4 protein-coding genes are annotated in these 19,436 nt (G+C 73.4%); all 4 read left to right on the plus strand.

Annotation, left to right across the window (positions count from 1 at the left end):
• Nucleotides 1-66 precede the first annotated feature (66 nt).
• Genes ON30_RS13025 through ON30_RS13040 form a run of 4 tightly spaced genes read left to right on the plus strand, consistent with a single transcriptional unit; the run spans nucleotide 67 to nucleotide 19,434 of the window.
• A complete protein-coding gene (locus ON30_RS13025) occupies nucleotides 67-3,558 on the plus strand; it encodes a type I polyketide synthase (protein ID WP_051029260.1) in 3,492 nt (1,163 codons plus the stop codon).
• A complete protein-coding gene (locus tag ON30_RS40100) occupies nucleotides 3,525-4,742 on the plus strand; it encodes a beta-ketoacyl reductase (protein ID WP_051029261.1) in 1,218 nt (405 codons plus the stop codon). Before ON30_RS13025 ends, ON30_RS40100 begins: the two co-directional genes overlap by 34 nt.
• Before the next feature lie 19 nt (nucleotides 4,743-4,761).
• Complete coding sequence (locus tag ON30_RS41715; protein WP_157183715.1) at nucleotides 4,762-9,696, plus strand: type I polyketide synthase; 4,935 nt, start codon at nucleotides 4,762-4,764, stop codon at nucleotides 9,694-9,696.
• A gap of 30 nt (nucleotides 9,697-9,726) precedes the next feature.
• On the plus strand, nucleotides 9,727-19,434 hold the full coding sequence (locus tag ON30_RS13040; RefSeq protein ID WP_040706961.1) for a type I polyketide synthase: 9,708 nt from the start codon (nucleotides 9,727-9,729) through the stop codon (nucleotides 19,432-19,434).
• The last annotated feature ends 2 nt before the right edge of the window (nucleotides 19,435-19,436 follow it).

Below are 19,436 nucleotides of genomic sequence, written 5' to 3' on the forward strand. Positions count from 1 at the left end.
GGTGTCGCCGACGCGACGGCCGAGGAGATCTTCGACTTCATCGACAACGAACTCGGGGCGTGAATTGTGACCAATCCCCGGGAAGAGAAACTGCTCGACTACCTCAAACGGGTGTCGGGCGACCTCCAGCGCACCCGGCAGCAGTTGCGCGAAGCCGAGGCGCGCGAGAACGAACCGATCGCGATCATCGCCATGGGCTGCCGTTTTCCCGGCGACGTCCGGTCACCGGAAGACCTGTGGCGGTTGGTGCTCGACGGCGTGGACGCGGTCGGACCGTTCCCGACGGACCGGGGCTGGGATCTGGAAGACCTCTACGACCCCGACCCGGAGCGTTCGGGCTCCTGCTACACCCGCGAAGGCGCGTTCCTGTACGACGCGGGCGATTTCGACGCCGAATTCTTCCGCGTCTCGCCCCGCGAGGCACTGGCGATGGACCCGCAGCAGCGACTGCTGCTCGAAATCGCCTGGGAGACGGTGGAACGCGCGGGCATCGACCCGCTGTCGCTGGCAGGCACACCGACCGGGGTGTTCGCCGGCGCGACCTCCTTCCAGTACGGGGGCGATCCGGGCCGCGCGCCCGCGAGCGTCGAGGGCAACCTGCTCATCGGGACCGTGCCGAGCGTGCTGACCGGACGTGTCGCCTACCAACTCGGCCTCGAAGGCCCCGCCGTCACCCTCGACACCGCCTGTTCGTCCGCGCTGGTCGCCCTGCACCTGGCCGCGCGATCGCTGCGCGCGGGGGAGTGCACGCTGGCGCTGGCGGGCGGCGTGGCGGTGATGGCCAACCCGGCCGTGCTGGTGGAATTCAGCAGGCAGCGCGGACTCGCCCCCGACGGGCGGTGCAAGGCGTTCGGCGACGGCGCCGACGGCGTGGGCTGGGGCGAGGGAGCCGGACTCGTTCTGCTGGAACGACTCTCCGACGCTCGTCGGGCAGGCCATCCGGTGCTCGCCGTGCTGGCGGGCTCGGCGGTGAACCAGGACGGGGCCTCCAACGGCCTGACCGCCCCCAACGGCCGCGCCCAACAGCGGGTCATCCGGCAGGCGCTGGCCGAGGCCGGGCTGACCGCCGCCGACGTGGACGTCATCGAGGCGCACGGCACCGGCACCACCTTGGGCGACCCCATCGAGGCCGGGGCCTTGCTCGCCACCTACGGGCGCGCCCGGCCGACCCCGGTCGCGCTGGGCACCGTGAAGTCGAATATCGGGCACACCCAGGCCGCCGCCGGGATCGCCGGGGTCATCAAGTCGGTCATGGCGTTGAACGCGAAGACCATCGCCCGCACCCTGCACGCGGAAACCCCGTCGAGCAAGGTGGATTGGTCGGTGGGGGCGGTGCGCCCGGTCACCGAGAACACCGCATGGGAAGTCGCGGAGGGCATGATCCGTCGGGTCGGCGTCTCGGCTTTCGGCGTCAGCGGCACCAACGCTCACGTCATCCTGGCCGAACCGCAACCGGGACTCTCGGTCGATTCGCGACTCGAACCCTTGGGCGGTCCGCAACCGCGAACACCGACGGAGCGGGGGCCAAGGCCGGATACCGCCGCCGAAATCCACTCGGCGGCAACCGGAGCGCGGACCGATCGGCCGGGCGAGGCGGAGTCGGGGCGACAGCCCGAACCGAATGCCGCGGCCGCGTCGCGATACTCCGCACAACCTTGGGTTCTCTCGGCCCGCACCCCCGAGGCCCTGCGCGCCCAGGCCGCGCGACTGCTCGCCCACCTGCGCGCGCACCCGGCACTCGATCCCGCCGATGTCGGCTTCTCCCTGGCCACGACTCGCTCCCCGTTCGAGTACCGCGCGGCGGTGACCGGCCGCGATCGCGAAGTTCTCACCGAACAGGTGCGGGCTCTCGCCGAAGGCGACACGGCGGGCGTGCTCACCGGCCGGATCGAGCGTCCGGGCAAGACCGCGGTGATGTTCCCCGGTCAAGGCGCTCAGCGTCCGGGGATGGGGCGGGAACTGTATGCCGAATACCCGGTGTTCGCCGCGACGCTGGACGCGGTGTTCGCCGAGACCGATCTCCCGGTGCGTGAGGTCATGTGGGGTGCGGACGAGAAAGCTTTGGAGCGCACGGATTTCGCGCAACTGGCGCTGTTCGCGGTGGAACTCGGGCTGTTCCGCCTGCTGGAATCGTGGGGTCTGCGCCCGGACCACCTGATCGGGCATTCGATCGGCGAACTGGTGGCCGCGCACGTCGCGGGCGTCTGGTCGCTGCCCGACGCGGTGAAAGTCGTCGCGGCGCGGGGCCGGTTGATGCGGGCGCTGCCGGAGGGCGGCGCGATGCTCGCGGTGGAATGCGCGGAAGCCGATCTGCTCGCGCTGCTGCCCGAGGGCGTGGAGATCGCCGCGGTGAACGGCCCGACCTCGGTGGTCGTGTCCGGCGCGGCCGACGCCGTCGACCGTTTCGCCGCCGCGCCGGCCGCCGGCATCCGGGTGAAGCGACTGGCGGTCTCGCACGCCTTCCACTCGGCGCTGATGGAACCGATGCTGGCCGAGTTCGAGAAAGTCTTGAACACCGTCGTTTTCGCCGAACCGACCATTCCGGTCGTCTCGAATGTCACGGGCACCCGCGCCGACGCCCTCACCACACCCGCGTACTGGGTGCGGCAGGTCCGCCGCGCGGTCCGCTTCGGGGACGGTCTCGACCACCTCGTCCACCAGGGCGTCACCCGCTTCCTGGAACTGGGCCCCCGCCCGGTGCTGTCCGGTGTGGTGACCGAAGGCCGCGCCATCGCGACCCTGCGCGGCGACCGTCCCGAGGTCCCCGCGCTCCGCACCGCCTTGGGCGATTTGTTCGTGAGCGGCGCTTCCCTCGACTGGTCGGCCGTGTTCCCCGGAGCCCGTCGAATCGACCTGCCCACCTACGCCTTCCACCACCGCCGCTACTGGCTGACCGGCCCCGAACCCACCCGCCCCCGCGCCGAAACCGACACCTGGCGTTACCGCGTCGAGTGGACCTCGCCCGAATCACGGTCTACCGGCAACGATCTCGCGGACCGCACCTGGTTACTGACAGGCCCGGACGACGGTCGGCACGCCTCGATCCGCGCCGCCCTGACCGCGCAAGGCGCTCGGGTACTCGACAACCGCGCCGAGGGCGAACCCACCGATATCCTCGTCACCGCCGACGCGAATATCGTGTCGACCGTCCTGGACCTGCTGGCCGGCACCACCGCGCGGGTTCACCTGCTCACCCACCGCGGCGTTGCCGTCACCGGGGACGAACCAGTCGACCCGGAGCAGGCCCTGGCCTGGGGGCTGGCGGGCACCCTGGCCCTCGAGCAGCCCGACCGGTGGGGCGGCATAGTCGATCTGGGCTCGCCGGCCGAGATCGCCCGCCTCGGCGAGGTCCTCGCGAACGCCGACGAAGACCGCCACCTCGCGCTGCGAGCGGACCGGACCCTTGTCCGTCGTTTGGTCCGGGCCCGTCCGGTCGTGCCCGCCCCGTGGAGTTGGGACCTGCCGGGGGCTGTTCTGATACCGGCGGCACGGGGGGAGTCGGGGCCGATCTGGCCCGCCGTGTCGTGCGCGGGGGAGCCCGCGAGGTGCTGCTGCTGAGTCGGCGCGGTCCAGCCGCCCCGGGGGCGGAGGCGCTGCGCGCGGAACTGACCGAACTCGGCGCGCGGGTCGGGATCGAGGCGGCCGATGTCACCGACGCGGACCGCTTGCGCGACATCCTCGACCGCACGCCGGTGGCCGCGGTGCTGCACGCCGCGGGCGAACTCGCGGACGGTCTGCTGACGACCCTCACCCCCGACCGGGTCGACCGGGTCCTGCGCCCGAAGGTCACCGGCGCGGCGCTGTTGCACGAACTGACCCGCGACCGCGATCTCGCGGCCTTCGTCCTGTTCTCCTCGATGGCCGCGACGGTCGGCGCGGCGGGCCAAGGCCCCTACGCCGCCGCCAACGCCTCCCTCGACGCTCTGGCCCACCATCGCCGCACCCTCGGCCTGCCCGGCCTCAGCCTCGCCTGGAGCGCGCTGGGCGGGGCGGACGGCATGGCGGGCGGGGAGGTCGGCGCGCGACTCGCGGCGCGCGGCCTGCGCCCGATCCCGCGTGCGCGGGCTTTCACCGTCCTGGAACAGGCGCTGGCCGACGACGAGGGATTCCTGCTGGTGGCCGACGTCGACTGGCCGGTCTTCGTGGACCGATTCCAGGCGGGCCGACCCGCGGCGGTGCTGCGCGATCTGGACGACGTGCGCGCCGCGCGTTCCGCCGAGGAGGTCCCCGGCGCGTCACTCCTGGCGCGGCTCGAAGGACGGCCCGCGCCCGAACAGCGCCGCTTGGTGCTGGATCTGGTGACCGCGCACGTCGCGGCAGTGCTCGGCCACGAACCGGGCACGGTCCTCGATCCCGAGCGCTCCTTCGGCGAACTCGGCTTCGACTCGCTGGCCTCGGTGGATCTGCGCAACCGGTTGAGCACGGCGACCGGTGCGAATCTGCCGGTGACGGTGCTGTTCGACCATCCGACCGCCGCCGCGCTCACCGATTTCGTGACCGCGCTGCTGCCGAGTTCCGCCCCCGACCCGGTCGCGGCGGCGGTCGCCGACCTGGACGCCTGGGCGGGTTCGGTCGCGGACCTGGCCGAGGACCCGCACGCCGCGCGCACCCTGACCGCCCGCCTGAAATCGGTGCTGTGGTCGCTGGATCGGGGCGCGCGGGCCGAGGACGACGGCGACCTCAGCGCGGCGGACGACGACGAGATTTTCGACCTGATCGACCACGACCTCGGTGTGTCGTGAGCTGGAGGAGCTGAGTTCGATGGAGATGGGTTCGAAGGCCGCGGGTCCGACCGGCGGGAACTCCAACGGCGCGGGTCCGACGGAGAGCGAAGCGAAACTGCGCAGCTACCTCAAGCGCGTCACCACCGATCTGCGCGCGACCCGCGCGCGACTGGCCGAGGTGGAGGACGCGGCGCACGAACCGATCGCGGTGATCGGCATGAGCTGCCGTTTCCCGGGCGGGGTGCGTTCCCCGGAAGACCTGTGGGAGTTGGTGTTCGACGGCCGTGACGCGGTGACCCCATTCCCCGCCAACCGCGGCTGGGACCTCGCCGGACTCTACGATCCCGACCCGGACCGGCAAGGCACGACATATGCGCGGGCGGGCGGCTTCCTGCACGACGCGGACCAGTTCGACGCGGGCTTCTTCGGCATCTCGCCCCGCGAGGCGCTGGCGATGGACCCGCAGCAGCGCCTGCTGCTGGAGACGGTGTGGGAGGTGTTCGAGCGCGCCGGCCTGGACGTGAAGGCGTTGAGCGGCAGTCGAACCGGTGTCTTCGTCGGCACCAGCGGGCAGGACTACGGCGCGCAGGTGCGCACCCCGCCGCAAGGGCTGGAAGGCCATCTGGCGACGGGGCGTTCGGCCTCGATCCTGTCCGGTCGGGTGGCCTACACCTTCGGCTTCGAAGGCCCTGCGGTGTCGATCGACACCGCCTGCTCCTCGTCTCTGGTCGCCCTGCACGTGGCCGTGGATTCGCTGCGGCGCGGGGAAACCGGGCTCGCGCTGGCGTGCGGGTCGACCGTCATGTCCACGCCGCAGGGGTTCGTCGAATTCAGCAGGCAGCGAGCCCTCGCCCCCGACAGTCGGTGCAAACCGTTCGCCGAGTCGGCCGACGGCACCGGCTGGGCCGAAGGCGTGGGTGTGCTGTTGCTGCAACGCCTTTCCGAGGCGCGCGCCGCGGGCCGCCGTGTCCTGGCGGTCGTGCGGGGGACCGCGATCAACCAGGACGGCGCCTCCAACGGCCTGACCGCCCCGAACGGTTCGGCGCAGCGCCGGGTCATCGAGGACGCGCTCGCCGACGCGCGACTGCCCGCCGCGCACGTCGACGCGGTCGAAGCCCACGGCACCGGCACCGAATTGGGCGACCCCATCGAGGCGGGCGCGCTGCTGGCCACCTACGGACAGGGCCGCGGCGAGGGCGCTCCGTTGCTGCTCGGCTCGCTGAAGGGCAATTTCGGCCACAGCGCCGCCTCGGCGGGCGTGGCCGGGGTGATCAAGATGGTGCAGGCGCTCCAGCACGGCGTGCTGCCGCGTTCCTTGTTCGCCGAGCGACCGACGACCCGGGTCGACTGGTCGACAGGGGCGGTGCGCCTGCTGGACGCGACCACCCACTGGCCCGCGACCGGACGCCCGCGCCGCGCGGGGGTGTCCTCGTTCGGGATGAGCGGCACCAACGCCCACGTCGTCCTGGAACAGGCCCCCGTGGACGACGCGCCGTCGGTACCGCGCCCGCACAGCCGTCCCGCCGCCGTCGCGTGGTTGCTCTCGGCACGCGGCCCGGAAGCGTTGCGCGCCGGAGCATCCCGGCTCGCCGCGCACGTCGCCGCCGAGCGGCCGGACCCGGTCGACGTCGGCCACACCCTGCACACCGCGCGCGCCGCGCTCGAGTACCGGGCCGTCGTCGTGGGCGCGGACACCGAGCGCTTGTGCGCGGGACTCGGCGATCTCGTGTCGGGCACGGCCCCGATCGGTCGCGCGGGCCCCCTCGGCCGGATCGTGTTCGTGTTCCCCGGCCAGGGCGCGCAGTGGGCGGGGATGGCGGTGGCGCTGCTGGCGAGTGCGCCGGTGTTCGCCGACCGGATGCGGGAGTGCGCCGAAGCGCTCGCCCCGCACACCGACTGGTCGCTGCCGGCGGTGCTCACCGACGAACAGGCGCTGACCCGCGTGGACGTCGTGCAGCCCGCGCTGTTCGCGGTGATGGTCTCGCTGGCCGCGCTGTGGCGCGCGCACGGGGTGGAACCGGACGCGGTGATCGGTCACAGTCAGGGCGAGATCGCGGCGGCCTGCGTCGCCGGGGCGCTGACGCTGGCCGACGCGGCGAAGGTGGTGGCGCTGCGCAGTCGCGCCATCGCGGCGCTGGCCGGCGCGGGCGGCATGGTGTCGGTGTCCGCGCCCGAGGACGCGGTCCGCGAGCGCATCGCGCGTTGGGGCGAGCGCCTGTCGTTGGCAGCGGTGAACGGCGCGCGGTCGGTCGTGGTCTCCGGCGCCCCGGACGCCCTGGTCGAACTCGTCGCCGAACTCGACGCCGAGCAGGTGCGCAACCGGACCGTCCCGGTCGACTACGCCTCGCATTCGGCCCAGGTCGAAGGCATCCGGGACGATGTCCTGTCCGCGTTGGCCGACATCACCCCCGTCGCGCCCGACATCCCGATCATGTCGACGGTGCTGGGCGACTGGCTCGACCGACCGATGGACGGCGACTACTGGTACCGGAACCTGCGCGGCACCGTCCGACTCGATCCCGCGACCCGCGCGCTGGCAGGGACGGGCCACGACGTGGTCGTGGAGGTCAGCCCGCATCCGGTGCTGACGCCCGCGGTGCAGGAGACCTTCGAGGACATCGAGCGCGACGCGACCGTCCTCGGCACGCTGCGCCGCGACGACGGCGACCTGGCGCGCTTCCAGTCGGCGTTGGGGGAGTTGTGGGTGCGCGGCGTGCCGGTCCGCTGGGAACCCGCCTTCGCCGCGTACGCGCCGCGCGTGGTCGACCTGCCGACCTACGCGTTCCAGCGCGATTCCTATTGGCTCACCGACGAGACGACCTCCGCCGCGACGTCCGCCGCACCCGGTGACGCGCGGTTCTGGGCCGCGGTGGACAGCGGCGACCCCGCGGCCTTCGCCCGGACCGTCGGCCTGCCCGACGAGACCGGACTCGACACCCTGCTGCCGACCCTGGCCGCGTGGCGCGCGGGCCGCGTCGAACAGGACACCGTCGATTCCTGGCGCTACCGGATCGGCTGGCGGACACTGCCCGACCCCGAACCCGCGATTCCCGAAGGCGCGTGGTTGGTCGTGGCGCCCGCCGTGCACGCCGAAACCCCGGGCGTCACCGACGTTCTCGACGGATTGCGCGGCCTCGGCGTCGCGGTCGTGACGGTCGCGGCCGATCACGCGCACGTCGATCGCGCGGCGATGGCCGCGCTGCTCGCGCAGGCCGGTCCGGTCGACGGCGTGCTGTCGCTGGCCGCGCTGGACGAACGCGTCCATCCCGACCACCCCGGACTCGTGGTCGGTCTCGCGCTGACCACCGCCGTCATCCAAGCCATGGGCGATCTGGGAGCGAGCGCACCGCTGTGGGTCGCGACCAGGGGAGCGGTCACCGTCGGCGGCGGCGATCCGCTCGACGCGCCCACCCAGACCGCCGTCTGGGGCCTCGGCCGCGTGGCCGCCCTCGAACACTCCGACCGCTGGGGCGGCCTGGTCGATCTCCCCGCGACGGTCGACGCGCGCGCCGCCGCGCGCCTGGCGGCGGTTCTGACCGGACTCGCGGACGAGGACCAACTCGCGGTGCGTGCCTCGGGTCTCTACACCCGCCGCCTGGAACGCGCCGCGCTCACCCGTGACGCGCCGACCTGGCGGCCGCGCGGCACGGTGCTGATCGCGGGCGGCACGGGCGGCATCGGCGGACGGATCGCCCGGTGGCTGGCGGGCAACGGCGCCGAACACCTGGTCCTGACCAGCAGGCGCGGCCCGGACGCTCCCGGCGCGAGCGACCTGCGCGCGGACCTGGAGGCCGCGGGCGTCCGCGTCACGGTGGCCGCCTGCGACCTCGCCGACAGGGACGCGGTCGAGGCCCTGGTCACCGCCGTGGAAGCCGAGGGCGACCCGATCCGCACCGTCCTGCACATCGCGGGCGCGGGGTCGCTGGTGCCGTTGGCGACCAGCGAACTGGCCGACTTCACCGACACCGTCTACGTGAAGATGGCGGGCGCGGCGAACCTCTCGGCCGTCTTCGACACCGATCGCCTGGACGCCTTCGTGCTGTTCTCCTCGATCGCGGGCGTGTGGGGCAGCGGCGACCACGGCGCGTACGCGGCGGCCAACGCCTATCTCGACGGCCTGGCCGAACATCGCAGGGGCCGTGGGTTGGCGGCCACCTCGATCGCCTGGGGCATCTGGAGTCCCGAGGACGGCACGGGCGGCATGGCCGTCAACATCGCCGAGGACCAACTGCGCGCCAGGGGCGTGCCGTTCATGAGTCCGCGCATCGCGGTGCGGGCGCTGCAACAGGTCCTCGACCACGACGAGACCTTCGTCGCGGTCGCGGACGTCGACTGGGACCGGTTCCTGCCGATCTTCACCTCGGTGCGGCCCAGCGCGAGTTTCGACGAGATCCCCGAAGTCCGCCGACTGCTCGAGGTCGAGGCGACGCCCGCCGCGAGCGACACCGGGGAGTCGTCCGCGCTGGTGGCCCGGCTGCGGGAACTGCCCGCGCCCGAACGACTTCCGGTCCTGGTCGACCTGGTCCGCACCCACGCGGCGGCCGCGCTCGGACATCTCTCGCCCGCGGCCGTCGACACCACCCGCGCGCTGCGCGAACTGGGCTTCGACTCGCTGGCGGCGGTGGACATCCGCACCCGCCTGGCCGCGGCGACCGGCCTGCGACTGTCGGTGACGCTGGTCTTCGACCATCCGACGGTCACCGCGGTCGCCGAATTCCTGTTGGCGAAACTGCTGCCGGAAGGCGCGTCCGGCCTCGACGCCGATCAGGCCCGGTTCCGCGCGCTGCTGGACGGACTGTCCGAGCGGCGGTTGCGCGAGGCGGGCCTGCTCGACGCCCTGCTGCTGTTGGCCGCCGAACCCGAGGCGATCACCGCGCCGGACACGCCCGCCGCCGACCACATCGGCGAACTCGACGTGGCCGAACTGGTCCGAATGGCGCACGACGGCGGCGAATTCCCGAGCGAGTACTGACCCCAGGGTCACTGAACGGTGGAGTCAACCATGGATGTATCCGGCGACAAGGTCGTCGACGCCCTGCGTTCCTCGCTGCGGGAGAACGAGCGGCTGCGCACGGTCAACCGGCAGTTGTCGGCCGCGGCACGCGAACCGATCGCGATCGTGTCGATGAGCTGCCGCTTCCCGGGCGGCGTGAGCTCACCCGAGGACCTGTGGCGGCTGGTCGACTCGGAGGTCGACGCGATCGCCGACATCCCCGCCGACCGCGGCTGGGACGTGGACGCCCTCTACGACCCCGACCCGAACCGGCACGGCACCTTCAGTACCCGCCAGGGTGGATTCCTCACCGGTGCCGCCGAATTCGACCCCGGCTTCTTCGGCATCTCCCCGCGCGAGGCGCTGGCGATGGACCCGCAGCAGCGGTTGCTGCTGGAGACGGCGTGGGAGGCGTTCGAGCGCGCCGACTTCGATCCGGGCGCGCTGCGCGGCCTGCAGGTCGGCGTCTACGTCGGCGCGGCCTACCAGGGCTACGGCCCCAGCATCGAGGTGGCCCCCGAGCACGTCCAGGGCCATTTGGTGACCGGCATCTCCACCAGCGTCATCTCCGGCCGGGTCGCCTACGCGCTCGGCCTGGAAGGCCCGGCGGTGACCGTCGACACCGCCTGCTCGTCCTCGCTGGTCGCCCTGCACCTGGCCTGCCAGGCGCTGCGCGCGGGCGAGTGCACGCTGGCCTTGGCCGGCGGGGTGACCGTGATCGGGTCACCGATGTCGCTGGTCGGGTTCAGCAGACAGGGCGCGCTCGCGCCCGACGGCCGCTGCAAGGCGTTCGGGGCAGGCGCGGACGGTATGGGACCGGCCGAAGGCGTCGGACTCCTACTGCTGGAACGGCTCTCGGACGCGCGACGCAACGGTCACCGGATCCTGGCCCTGGTGCGCGGGACCGCCGTCAACCAGGACGGCGCGTCCAACGGACTCAGCGCCCCCAGCGGTCCGGCCCAGCAGAAGGTCATCCGGCAGGCGTTGGAGAACGCCAGGCTCGCCCCGGCCGAGGTGGACGCCGTCGAGGCGCACGGCACCGGCACCGCGCTCGGTGATCCCATCGAGGCCGAAGCCCTGTTGGCGACCTACGGGCAGGACCGCGAGGAGCCGCTGTGGCTGGGCTCGCTGAAAGCCAATATCGGCCACGCCCAGACCGCGGCGGGCGTCGGCGGCGTCATCAAGATGGTGCAGGCGTTGCGGCACGCGAAGTTGCCGCGAACCCTGCACGCCGACAACCCTTCCGAGCACATCGACTGGGAGTCCGGGCGGGTGGAACTGCTGCGCCGGTCCCGTCCCTGGCCGCGGGTGGACCGGCCCCGCCGGGCCGCCGTCTCCTCCTTCGGCGTCAGCGGCACCAACGCCCACGCCATCCTCGAACAGGCCCCCGCCGTCGAACCGGTCGAGGCGACTCCGCACCCCGGCGGCCCGCTGCCCTGGGTGCTGTCCGGACGCGACGCGCAGGCGGTGCGGGAGCAGGCCCGCCGCCTGCTGGCCCACCTGGCCGACCAGCCCGCACCCGACCTCGCCGCGGTCGGTGACGCGCTGGCCCGCCGCCGTCGCGCCTTCCACCACCGCGCGGCGGTCGTCGGCGCGGACCGGGCCGAATTCGTCGCCGGGCTGACGGCCCTCGCGGAGGGCGGCACGGCCAACACCGTCACCGGGCTCGTCGTCGGAAAAGGCAAGGTGGCCTTCGTCTTCCCCGGTCAGGGTTCGCAGTGGCCCGCGATGGCGAGGGATCTGCTGGCGACCTCGCCGGTGTTCGCCGCACGGGTCGAGAAGTGCGACGCGGCCCTGCGCGCGTTCACCGACTGGTCCGTGCGCGACGTGCTGACCGGCGCGCCGCAGGCCCCGGACCTCGCGCGCGTCGATGTCGTGCAACCGGTGCTGTTCACGGTCATGGTCTCGCTCGCCGCGCTGTGGGAATCGGTCGGCGTGGTCCCCGAAGGCGTGGTCGGCCACTCGCAGGGCGAGATCGCCGCCGCCTACGTCGCGGGCGCGCTGAGCCTCGAGGACGCCGCCCGCGTGGTGGCGCTGCGCAGTCAGGCGTGGTGGGAGTTGCGCGGCAAGGGCGGCATGCTCTCGGTGGCACTGCCCGCCGAGGCGACGCGCGAACGACTGACCCGCTGGACGGGTCTGCTCGCGGTGGCGGCGGTCAACTCGCCCGCCACCGTGGTGGTCTCCGGCGACTGCGTCGCCCTGGACGAACTGGCCGCCGAACTCGACGCCGACGGCATCCACTCGCGCCGCATCCCCGGCGTCGACACCGCGGGCCACTCACCGCAGGTGGACCAACTGCGCGAGCGCCTGCTGCGCGATCTGGCGCCCGTGCGACCCCGCGCGGGCCGAATCCCGTTCTACTCCACCGTGACCGGCGACCTGCTCGACACCGCGACCATGGACGCCGACTACTGGTATCGCAACATGCGCGAACCGGTCGAATTCGAGACCGCCACGCGCGCGCTGCTGGCCGCCGGTCACGACTTGTTCGTGGAGGTGTCCCCGCATCCGCTGCTGCGCATCCCGCTGTTCGAGACTTTCGAATCGGCAGGCGCGGCGGCGGTCTCGACGGCGACGATCACCCGCGACGACGGCGATTCGGCGCGATTCGTCACCGCCGTCGCCGACCTGTACGCGCACGGCGGAAAGCCGGACTGGACAGCGCTGTTCGGCGACCGGCCCGCCGGGACGGTCGACCTGCCGACGTATCCGTTCCAGCGCGAACACTTCTGGCTGGAGCACACCGTCGCCGCGCCCGACACCGCCGCGGCGCAGGACCGGTGGCGCTACCGGGTCGGCTGGCGGCACCTGCCCGCCGACCGCGCCGCCGCGATCACCGGGACCTGGCTGCTGGTCCTGCCCGACGGCCGCGACCTGCACGGTGTGGGCGCGGCCCTGGCCCGCCACGCCCGCGTCGTCACCCTGCCGGTCGGCCGCGACGATCTCGAGCACGAGGCGCTGACCGCCAGGGTGGCCCAACGGGTCGCGGACACGGTCGAACCGCTCACCGGCGTCGTGTCGTTGCTCGCCTCGGACCAGACGCCGTACTCGGCGGCCTCCGCGTACCCGGTCGGCGTCGCGGCCACCGTCGCGCTGCTGCGGGCGCTCGGCGCGATCCGCGCGCAGGCCCCGCTGTGGACGGTCACCTCCGGCGCGGTCTCGATCGGCGAGGCCGATCCGCTGCGCAATCCCGCGCAAGCCCAGGCGTGGGGGCTCGGACGCATCGCCGCGGTCGAATATCCGGGTCGCTGGGGCGGACTGGTCGACCTGCCCGAGATCTCCGACGACCGCGCCGTCGCCCGCTTGGTCGAGATCCTGGGCGGCGGCGCGGGCGAGGACCAGGTGGCCATCCGCCACGGCGGCGCTTTCGGCAGGCGGTTGCTGCGACCGGTCGCGCGCCCGCGCGCCGAGCGGGACTGGCGGCCGTCCGGGACCGTACTGGTCACCGGCGGCACCGGCGGACTCGGCGCGCACCTGGCCCGCTGGCTGGTGACGGGCGGGGCCGAGCACGTCGTGCTCACCGGCCGACGCGGCCCCGACACACCCGGCGTCGCCGACCTGTGCGCGGAACTGACCGAGCGGGGCGCGCGGGTCACCGTGCGGGCCTGCGACGTGGCCGACCGCGCCGCGGTCGCGGACCTGCTCACCGATCTGCCCGATCTCACCGCCGTCTTCCACGCGGCGGGCGTGGTCGAGGACACCGTCCTGGACTCGCTGACCCCCGAACGCGCCGACGCGGTCGTGCGCCCCAAGGTCGACGGCGCATGGCACCTGCACGAACTCACCGCCGAGCGCGACCTGTCGGCCTTCGTCCTGTTCTCCTCCTTCGCCGGCGTCCTCGGCGCGGCCGGGCAGGGCGCGTACGCCGCCGCCAACGCCTACCTCGACGCCCTGGCCCGCCACCGCGCCGACCTGGGTCTGCCCGCGACCTCCGTCGCCTGGGCGGTCTGGGGCGGCGCGGGCGGGGTCACCGAGGAAGTCGCGGCGAGACTGGCGGCCGACGGCGTGCCCGCGATGCGGCCCGACCTGGCGATCGCGGCCCTGCAACGCGCCCTCGACCTGGGCGAGACCTGCTCGGCGGTGGCGAACATCGACTGGGAACGCCTCGCGGCCACTCTCACCGCCGTCCGCCCGAGCGCGGTGCTGCGCGACCTGCCCGACGCGCGACCGTACCTGTCTGACGAAACCGGCGGGGCCCGCGCCGATTCCGGGACCGGAACGCTGTCCGGCCTGTCCGGCGACGAACTCGCCGCCGCCGTGCGCGGCCTGGTCCGCGCGGCCGTGGCCGACGCCCTCGGCCACGCGAACGCCGACGGCATCGACTTCACCCGCCCTTTCCGTGATCTCGGCTTCGATTCCCTGACCGCCGTCAACCTGCGCAACCGCCTGGTCGAGTCGACCGGCCTGCGCCTGCCGGTGACGTTGGTCTTCGACTATCCGACCGCCGCCGACCTCACCGCCCACCTGCTCGCCGAACTCGGCGGCGACACCGTCGACGCGCGCGAGGTCGACGCGCACGGCGCGAGCACCGACGACCCGATCGTCATCGTCGCCATGGCCTGCCGCTTCCCCGGCGGGGTGCGCAGTCCCGAAGACCTCTGGCGGCTGGTGGAATCCGGCGTCGACGCGGTCGGCCCGTTCCCGCAGGACCGCGGCTGGGACGTCGACGGACTGTTCGACCTCGACCCGGACCGGCCCGGCACCTATTACGCCACCGGCGGTTCCTTCCTCCACGAGGCCGCCGATTTCGACCCCGCCTTCTTCGGCATCTCCCCGCGCGAGGCGCTGACCATCGACCCGCAGCAGCGCCTGCTGCTGGAGACCGCCTGGGAGACCTTCGAGCGCGCAGGCATCGACCCGACACCCCTGCGCGGGAGCGCGACCGGCGTCTTCGTCGGGGCCAGCTACACCGATTACGGCTCGCGCCTGCGCGGCGCGGCGGGCGAGTACGAGGGCTACCTGATCAACGGCAGCGCGGGCAGCGTCGCCTCCGGACGCGTCTCCTACACCTTCGGGTTCGAGGGGCCCGCGGTCACCGTCGACACCGCGTGCTCGTCGTCGCTGGTCGCCCTGCACCTGGCCGCGCAGTCGCTGCGCACGGGGGAGTGCTCGCTGGCCCTGGCGGGCGGCGTGGTCGTCATGTCGACCATGGACACTTTCGTCGAATTCAGCAGGCAGCGACTGCTGGCCGCCGACGGGCGCTGCAAGGCGTTCGGCGCGGACGCCGACGGCGCGGGGTGGGGCGAAGGCGTCGGACTCGTTCTGCTGGAACGGCTCTCGGACGCACGAAAGCACGGTCACGAGGTGCTGGCGGTGGTCGCCGGGTCGGCGGTCAACCAGGACGGCGCGTCCAACGGCCTGACCGCGCCCAACGGCCCCTCCCAGCAGCGGGTCATCCGGCAGGCGCTGGCCAACGCCGGACTCGCCGCGCACCAGGTCGACGTCATCGAGGCGCACGGCACCGGCACCCGACTGGGCGATCCGATCGAAGCGGGCGCCCTGCTGGCCACCTACGGTCGGGACCGCTCGACACCGGTCGGCCTGGGCACGGTGAAATCGAATATCGGCCACACCCAGGCCGCCGCGGGCATCGCGGGCGTCATCAAGATGGTCATGGCGATCCGCAACGCGGTGCGCCCGCGCACCCTGCACGTCGACCGGCCCTCCCCGGAAATCGACTGGAGTGCGGGCCTGCTGGAACTGCTCACCGACAACAGCCCCTGGGTGAGCGAGGACCTGCGCCGCGCGGGCATCTCCTCCTTCGGCGTCAGCGGCACCAACGCCCACGTCATCCTGGAGCAGGCCGCCCCCGTCGCGCCCGTCGCGGCGCGACCGCGGACGCCCGCCCGGGTGCCGTGGGTGCTCTCGGCGCGCGAACCGGCCGCGTTGCGCGCCCAGGCCGCGCGCCTGCTCGCCGTCGCGTCGGCGGCCGATCCCGTCGACATCGGCTTCTCCCTCGCCACCACCCGCGCGCCGCTCGAGTATCGGACCCACCTGTCCGGCGCGGACACCGCCGCCCTGGCGGACCTGGCCGAAGGACGCACACCGCTCCCCGCCGCGGTGCGGTCCGCGGGCGCGACGGCGATGGTGTTCCCGGGACAGGGTGCGCAGCGACTCGGGATGGGCCGCGACCTCTACGCCGAATATCCGGTGTTCGCCGAGACCCTGGACACGGTGTTCGCCGAGACCGAGGCGCCGCTGCGCGAGGCGCTGTGGGGCGAGGACGAGAACCTGCTCCAGCGCACCGATTTCGCGCAACTGGGGTTGTTCGCGATCGAACTCGGCCTGTTCCGGCTGCTCGAATCCTGGGGTGTGCGACCGGATCACCTGATCGGCCACTCGGTCGGCGAACTGGTCGCCGCGCACGTGGCGGGCGTGTGGTCGCTGCCGGACGCCGTGCGCGTGGTCGCGGCGCGCGGCAGGTCGATGCAGGCGCTCCCGTCCGGCGGCGCGATGCTCGCGGTGCGCGCCTCCGAGGCGGAGATCGCGCCGCTGCTGCCGCCCGGCGTCGAGATCGCGGCGGTGAACGGTCCGCGCGCGGTGGTCGTCTCGGGCCCCGACGCCGCCGTGGGCGCCTTCGCCGCCGTCCTGACCGATTTCCAGGTCAAGCCTCTGGCGGTCTCGCACGCCTTCCATTCGGCGCTGGTGGAACCCGCGCTCGCCGAATTCGCGGAGACGCTGCGGACGGTCACCTTCGCCGCCCCGACCATCCCGATGGTCTCGAATGCCACCGGCCGTCGCGCCGAGGACCCGACCACACCCGATTACTGGGTCGACCAGGTCCGGCGCGCCGTGCGCTTCGGCGACGGACTGGCCCACCTCGCCGCCGAGGGCGTCACCCGCTACCTCGAGGTGGGGCCGAGCGCCGGTCTGACGAGTCTGGTGGAGGCCGGCACGGCGATCCCGCTGCTGCGCAAGGACCGCTCCGAGATCGAGTCGGTGACAGCGGCGTTGGGTGAACTGTTCGTCGACGGCGCGTCCGTCGACTGGCCCGCCGTCTTCCCCGGAGGCCGCCGCGTCGACCTGCCCACCTACGCTTTCCAACACCGTCGGTACTGGCTCGACGCGCCGACCACCGGGAACGTCGCCGCCGCCGGACTCGGCATCACCGACCACCCGTTGCTCGCCGCGACCGTTCCGCTGCCCGACACCGGCGGATACGTCCTGACCGGGCGCGTCTCCGTTCGCACCCACCCGTGGCTGGCCGAACACCGCTTCGCCGGCGCGCCGGTCTTCCCGGGGACGGCCCTGCTGGAACTGGCCTCGGCGGCCGGACGGCAGGTCGACTGCGAGACGGTCACGGAACTGACCATCCGCACCCCGCTCACCGTGCCGGACCGCGAAGCCGTGCTCGTGCACGTCACCCTGGGACCGGCGGGACCGACCGGCGACCGCGCTCTCACCATCCACGCGCGCCCCGAGCACGGTACGGAATGGGCCGTGCACGCCGAAGGCGCCGTCGGCGCGCAACCGCGGGCCGCGGGCGCTGACCTCGGCGCTTGGCCGCCGCCCGGTGCGGAACCGGTCGACCTCACCGGCGTCTACGACCTGGACGACACCGGTTTCGCCTTCGGCCCGACCTTCCAGGGGCTGCGCGCGGTGTGGCGGTCCGGGGACGAGGTGTACGCCGAGGTCGCGCTGCCCGAGGAACGCCAGGCCGAGGCCCGCCGCTTCGGTCTGCACCCCGCCCTGCTCGACGCCGCCTGCCAAACCGTCGGTTTCGCGCCCCTCGAACGCGGCGCGATGCCCTTCGCCTGGCACGGATACGCACTCACCCAGCGCGGGCTGTCCACGCTGCGCGTCCGCCTCACCCCCGAAGGCGAACGCTCCGCGCGCCTCGACCTCGCCGACGGCACCGGTCATCCGGTGGGCGTCCTCGCCGGACTCACGCTGCGCCCGGCGAGCACCGGCGACTCGCTCTACCGCCTGGACTGGCGTCCCGCCACCGACCCCTTCGCCTCCGAGAACCCGCCCCGCTTGGTCGATCTCGCGCCCGACGCACCGGTTCCCGCCGCGGTGCGCATCGATTTCCCGGAGACGGCGGACGCCGCCGCCACCGGCCTTGCCGCCACCCCGGCGCGAGTCCGGGCGACGCTCTCGCGCGGGCTGGCCGCGATCCGAACGTGGTTGTCCGACGACCGATTCCGCGACGCCCTCTTGGTCTTCGTCACCCGCCGTGGCGTGGCCCTGCCCGGCGAACCCGCCCCCGACCTCGCCAACGCCGCGCTGTGGGGTCTGGTGCGCGCCGCGCAGACCGAGAACCCCGGTCGTTTCGTCCTGGTCGACACCGACGACACCCCGGCTTCGGCCGCCCTGATCGGCACCGCCGCCGCCGGGGACGAACCGCAGGCCGCCCTGCGCGACGGTGCGATCCACTTGGCCCGACTCGTCCGGGCGCCCGCCCCCGAACGTCCGGTGACCTGGAACCCGGACGGTTCGGTCCTGGTCACCGGAGCCACGGGCACGCTGGGCCGCGCCGTCGCCCGGCACCTCGCGAAGGCGCACGGCATACGGCACCTGATCCTGGTGGGCAGGCGCGGAGCCGAGGCTCCCGGTGCGGCCGAATTGCTCGGCGAACTCACCGAACTCGGCGCGTCGGCCCGCTTCGAGCGGTGCGACGTCACCGATCGCGAGGCAGTCGCGGCCCTCATCGCCGGCATTCCGGCCGACCACCCGCTGACCGCCGTCGTGCACACCGCGGGCGTGCTGGACGACGGCGTGGTCGAGGATCTGACCGACGAGCGCGTCGACGCGGTGCTGCGCCCCAAACTCGAGGCGGTCCTGCACCTGCACGAGCACACCCGCGACCTGGACCTGGACGCCTTCGTCCTGTACTCCTCGCTGGCGGGGACCTTCGGGGGGATGGGCCAGGCCAACTACGCCGCCGCCAACGCCTTCCTCGACGCGTTCGCCCGCCACCGCCGCGATCTGGGCCTGACCGCGCAGTCGCTGGCCTGGGGGCTGTGGGCCGAGCGCAGCGGTATGACAGGCAAACTCGACGACGCCGACATGCGGCGCATCGGCCGTGCGGGCATCGCCCCGTTCGCCGTCGCCGACGGTCTGGCGATGTTCGACGCGGCGCTGGCCACCGACGAACCCGTGCTGGTCCCGACACGGTTGGATCTGACACCGCTGCGCCGCACCCCGGATCGCGCCCACGCCCTGTTGCGCGACCTGCTCGGCGTCCGCCCGCGCGCGGAGCGACACAGCGCGCCGAGCGCCGACTCCGCCGATTCGCTGCGCCGCGACCTGGCGGGCCGCGACCCCGAGGAGCGGGTCAGATCGCTGCTGGGCGTGGTCCGCAGGCACGCCGCACTAGTGCTCGGGCACGGTGACCCGACCCGCGTCGAACCCGAACGCGGCTTGCTCGACCTGGGTTTCGACTCGTTGACCGCCATCGAACTGCGCAACGGACTGGCCGCCGCCACCGGACTGCGCCTGCCCTCGACGGTCCTGTTCGACCATCCCACCCCGCTGGCGATGGCCCGTTTCCTGCACGAGGAGTTCGATTTCGACGCCGCACCGGACACCCCGGATCTGGACGCGTGGGAGGCCGCGCTCGACGCGGGCGCCCTCGCCGAGGCCGACCGCCTGGAACTCGCGACGCGACTGCGGGCGCTGCTCGAGCGGGTGGAGGGCCCGGTGACCGACCTGCTCGACACGGCCGACGACGCCGAGATGTTCGACTTCATCGACAACGACCTCGGTGTGATCTGACG

This window comes from Nocardia takedensis NBRC 100417, assembly GCF_000308695.1.
In the GTDB taxonomy this organism is placed as follows: Bacteria; Actinomycetota; Actinomycetes; order Mycobacteriales; family Mycobacteriaceae; genus Nocardia; species Nocardia takedensis.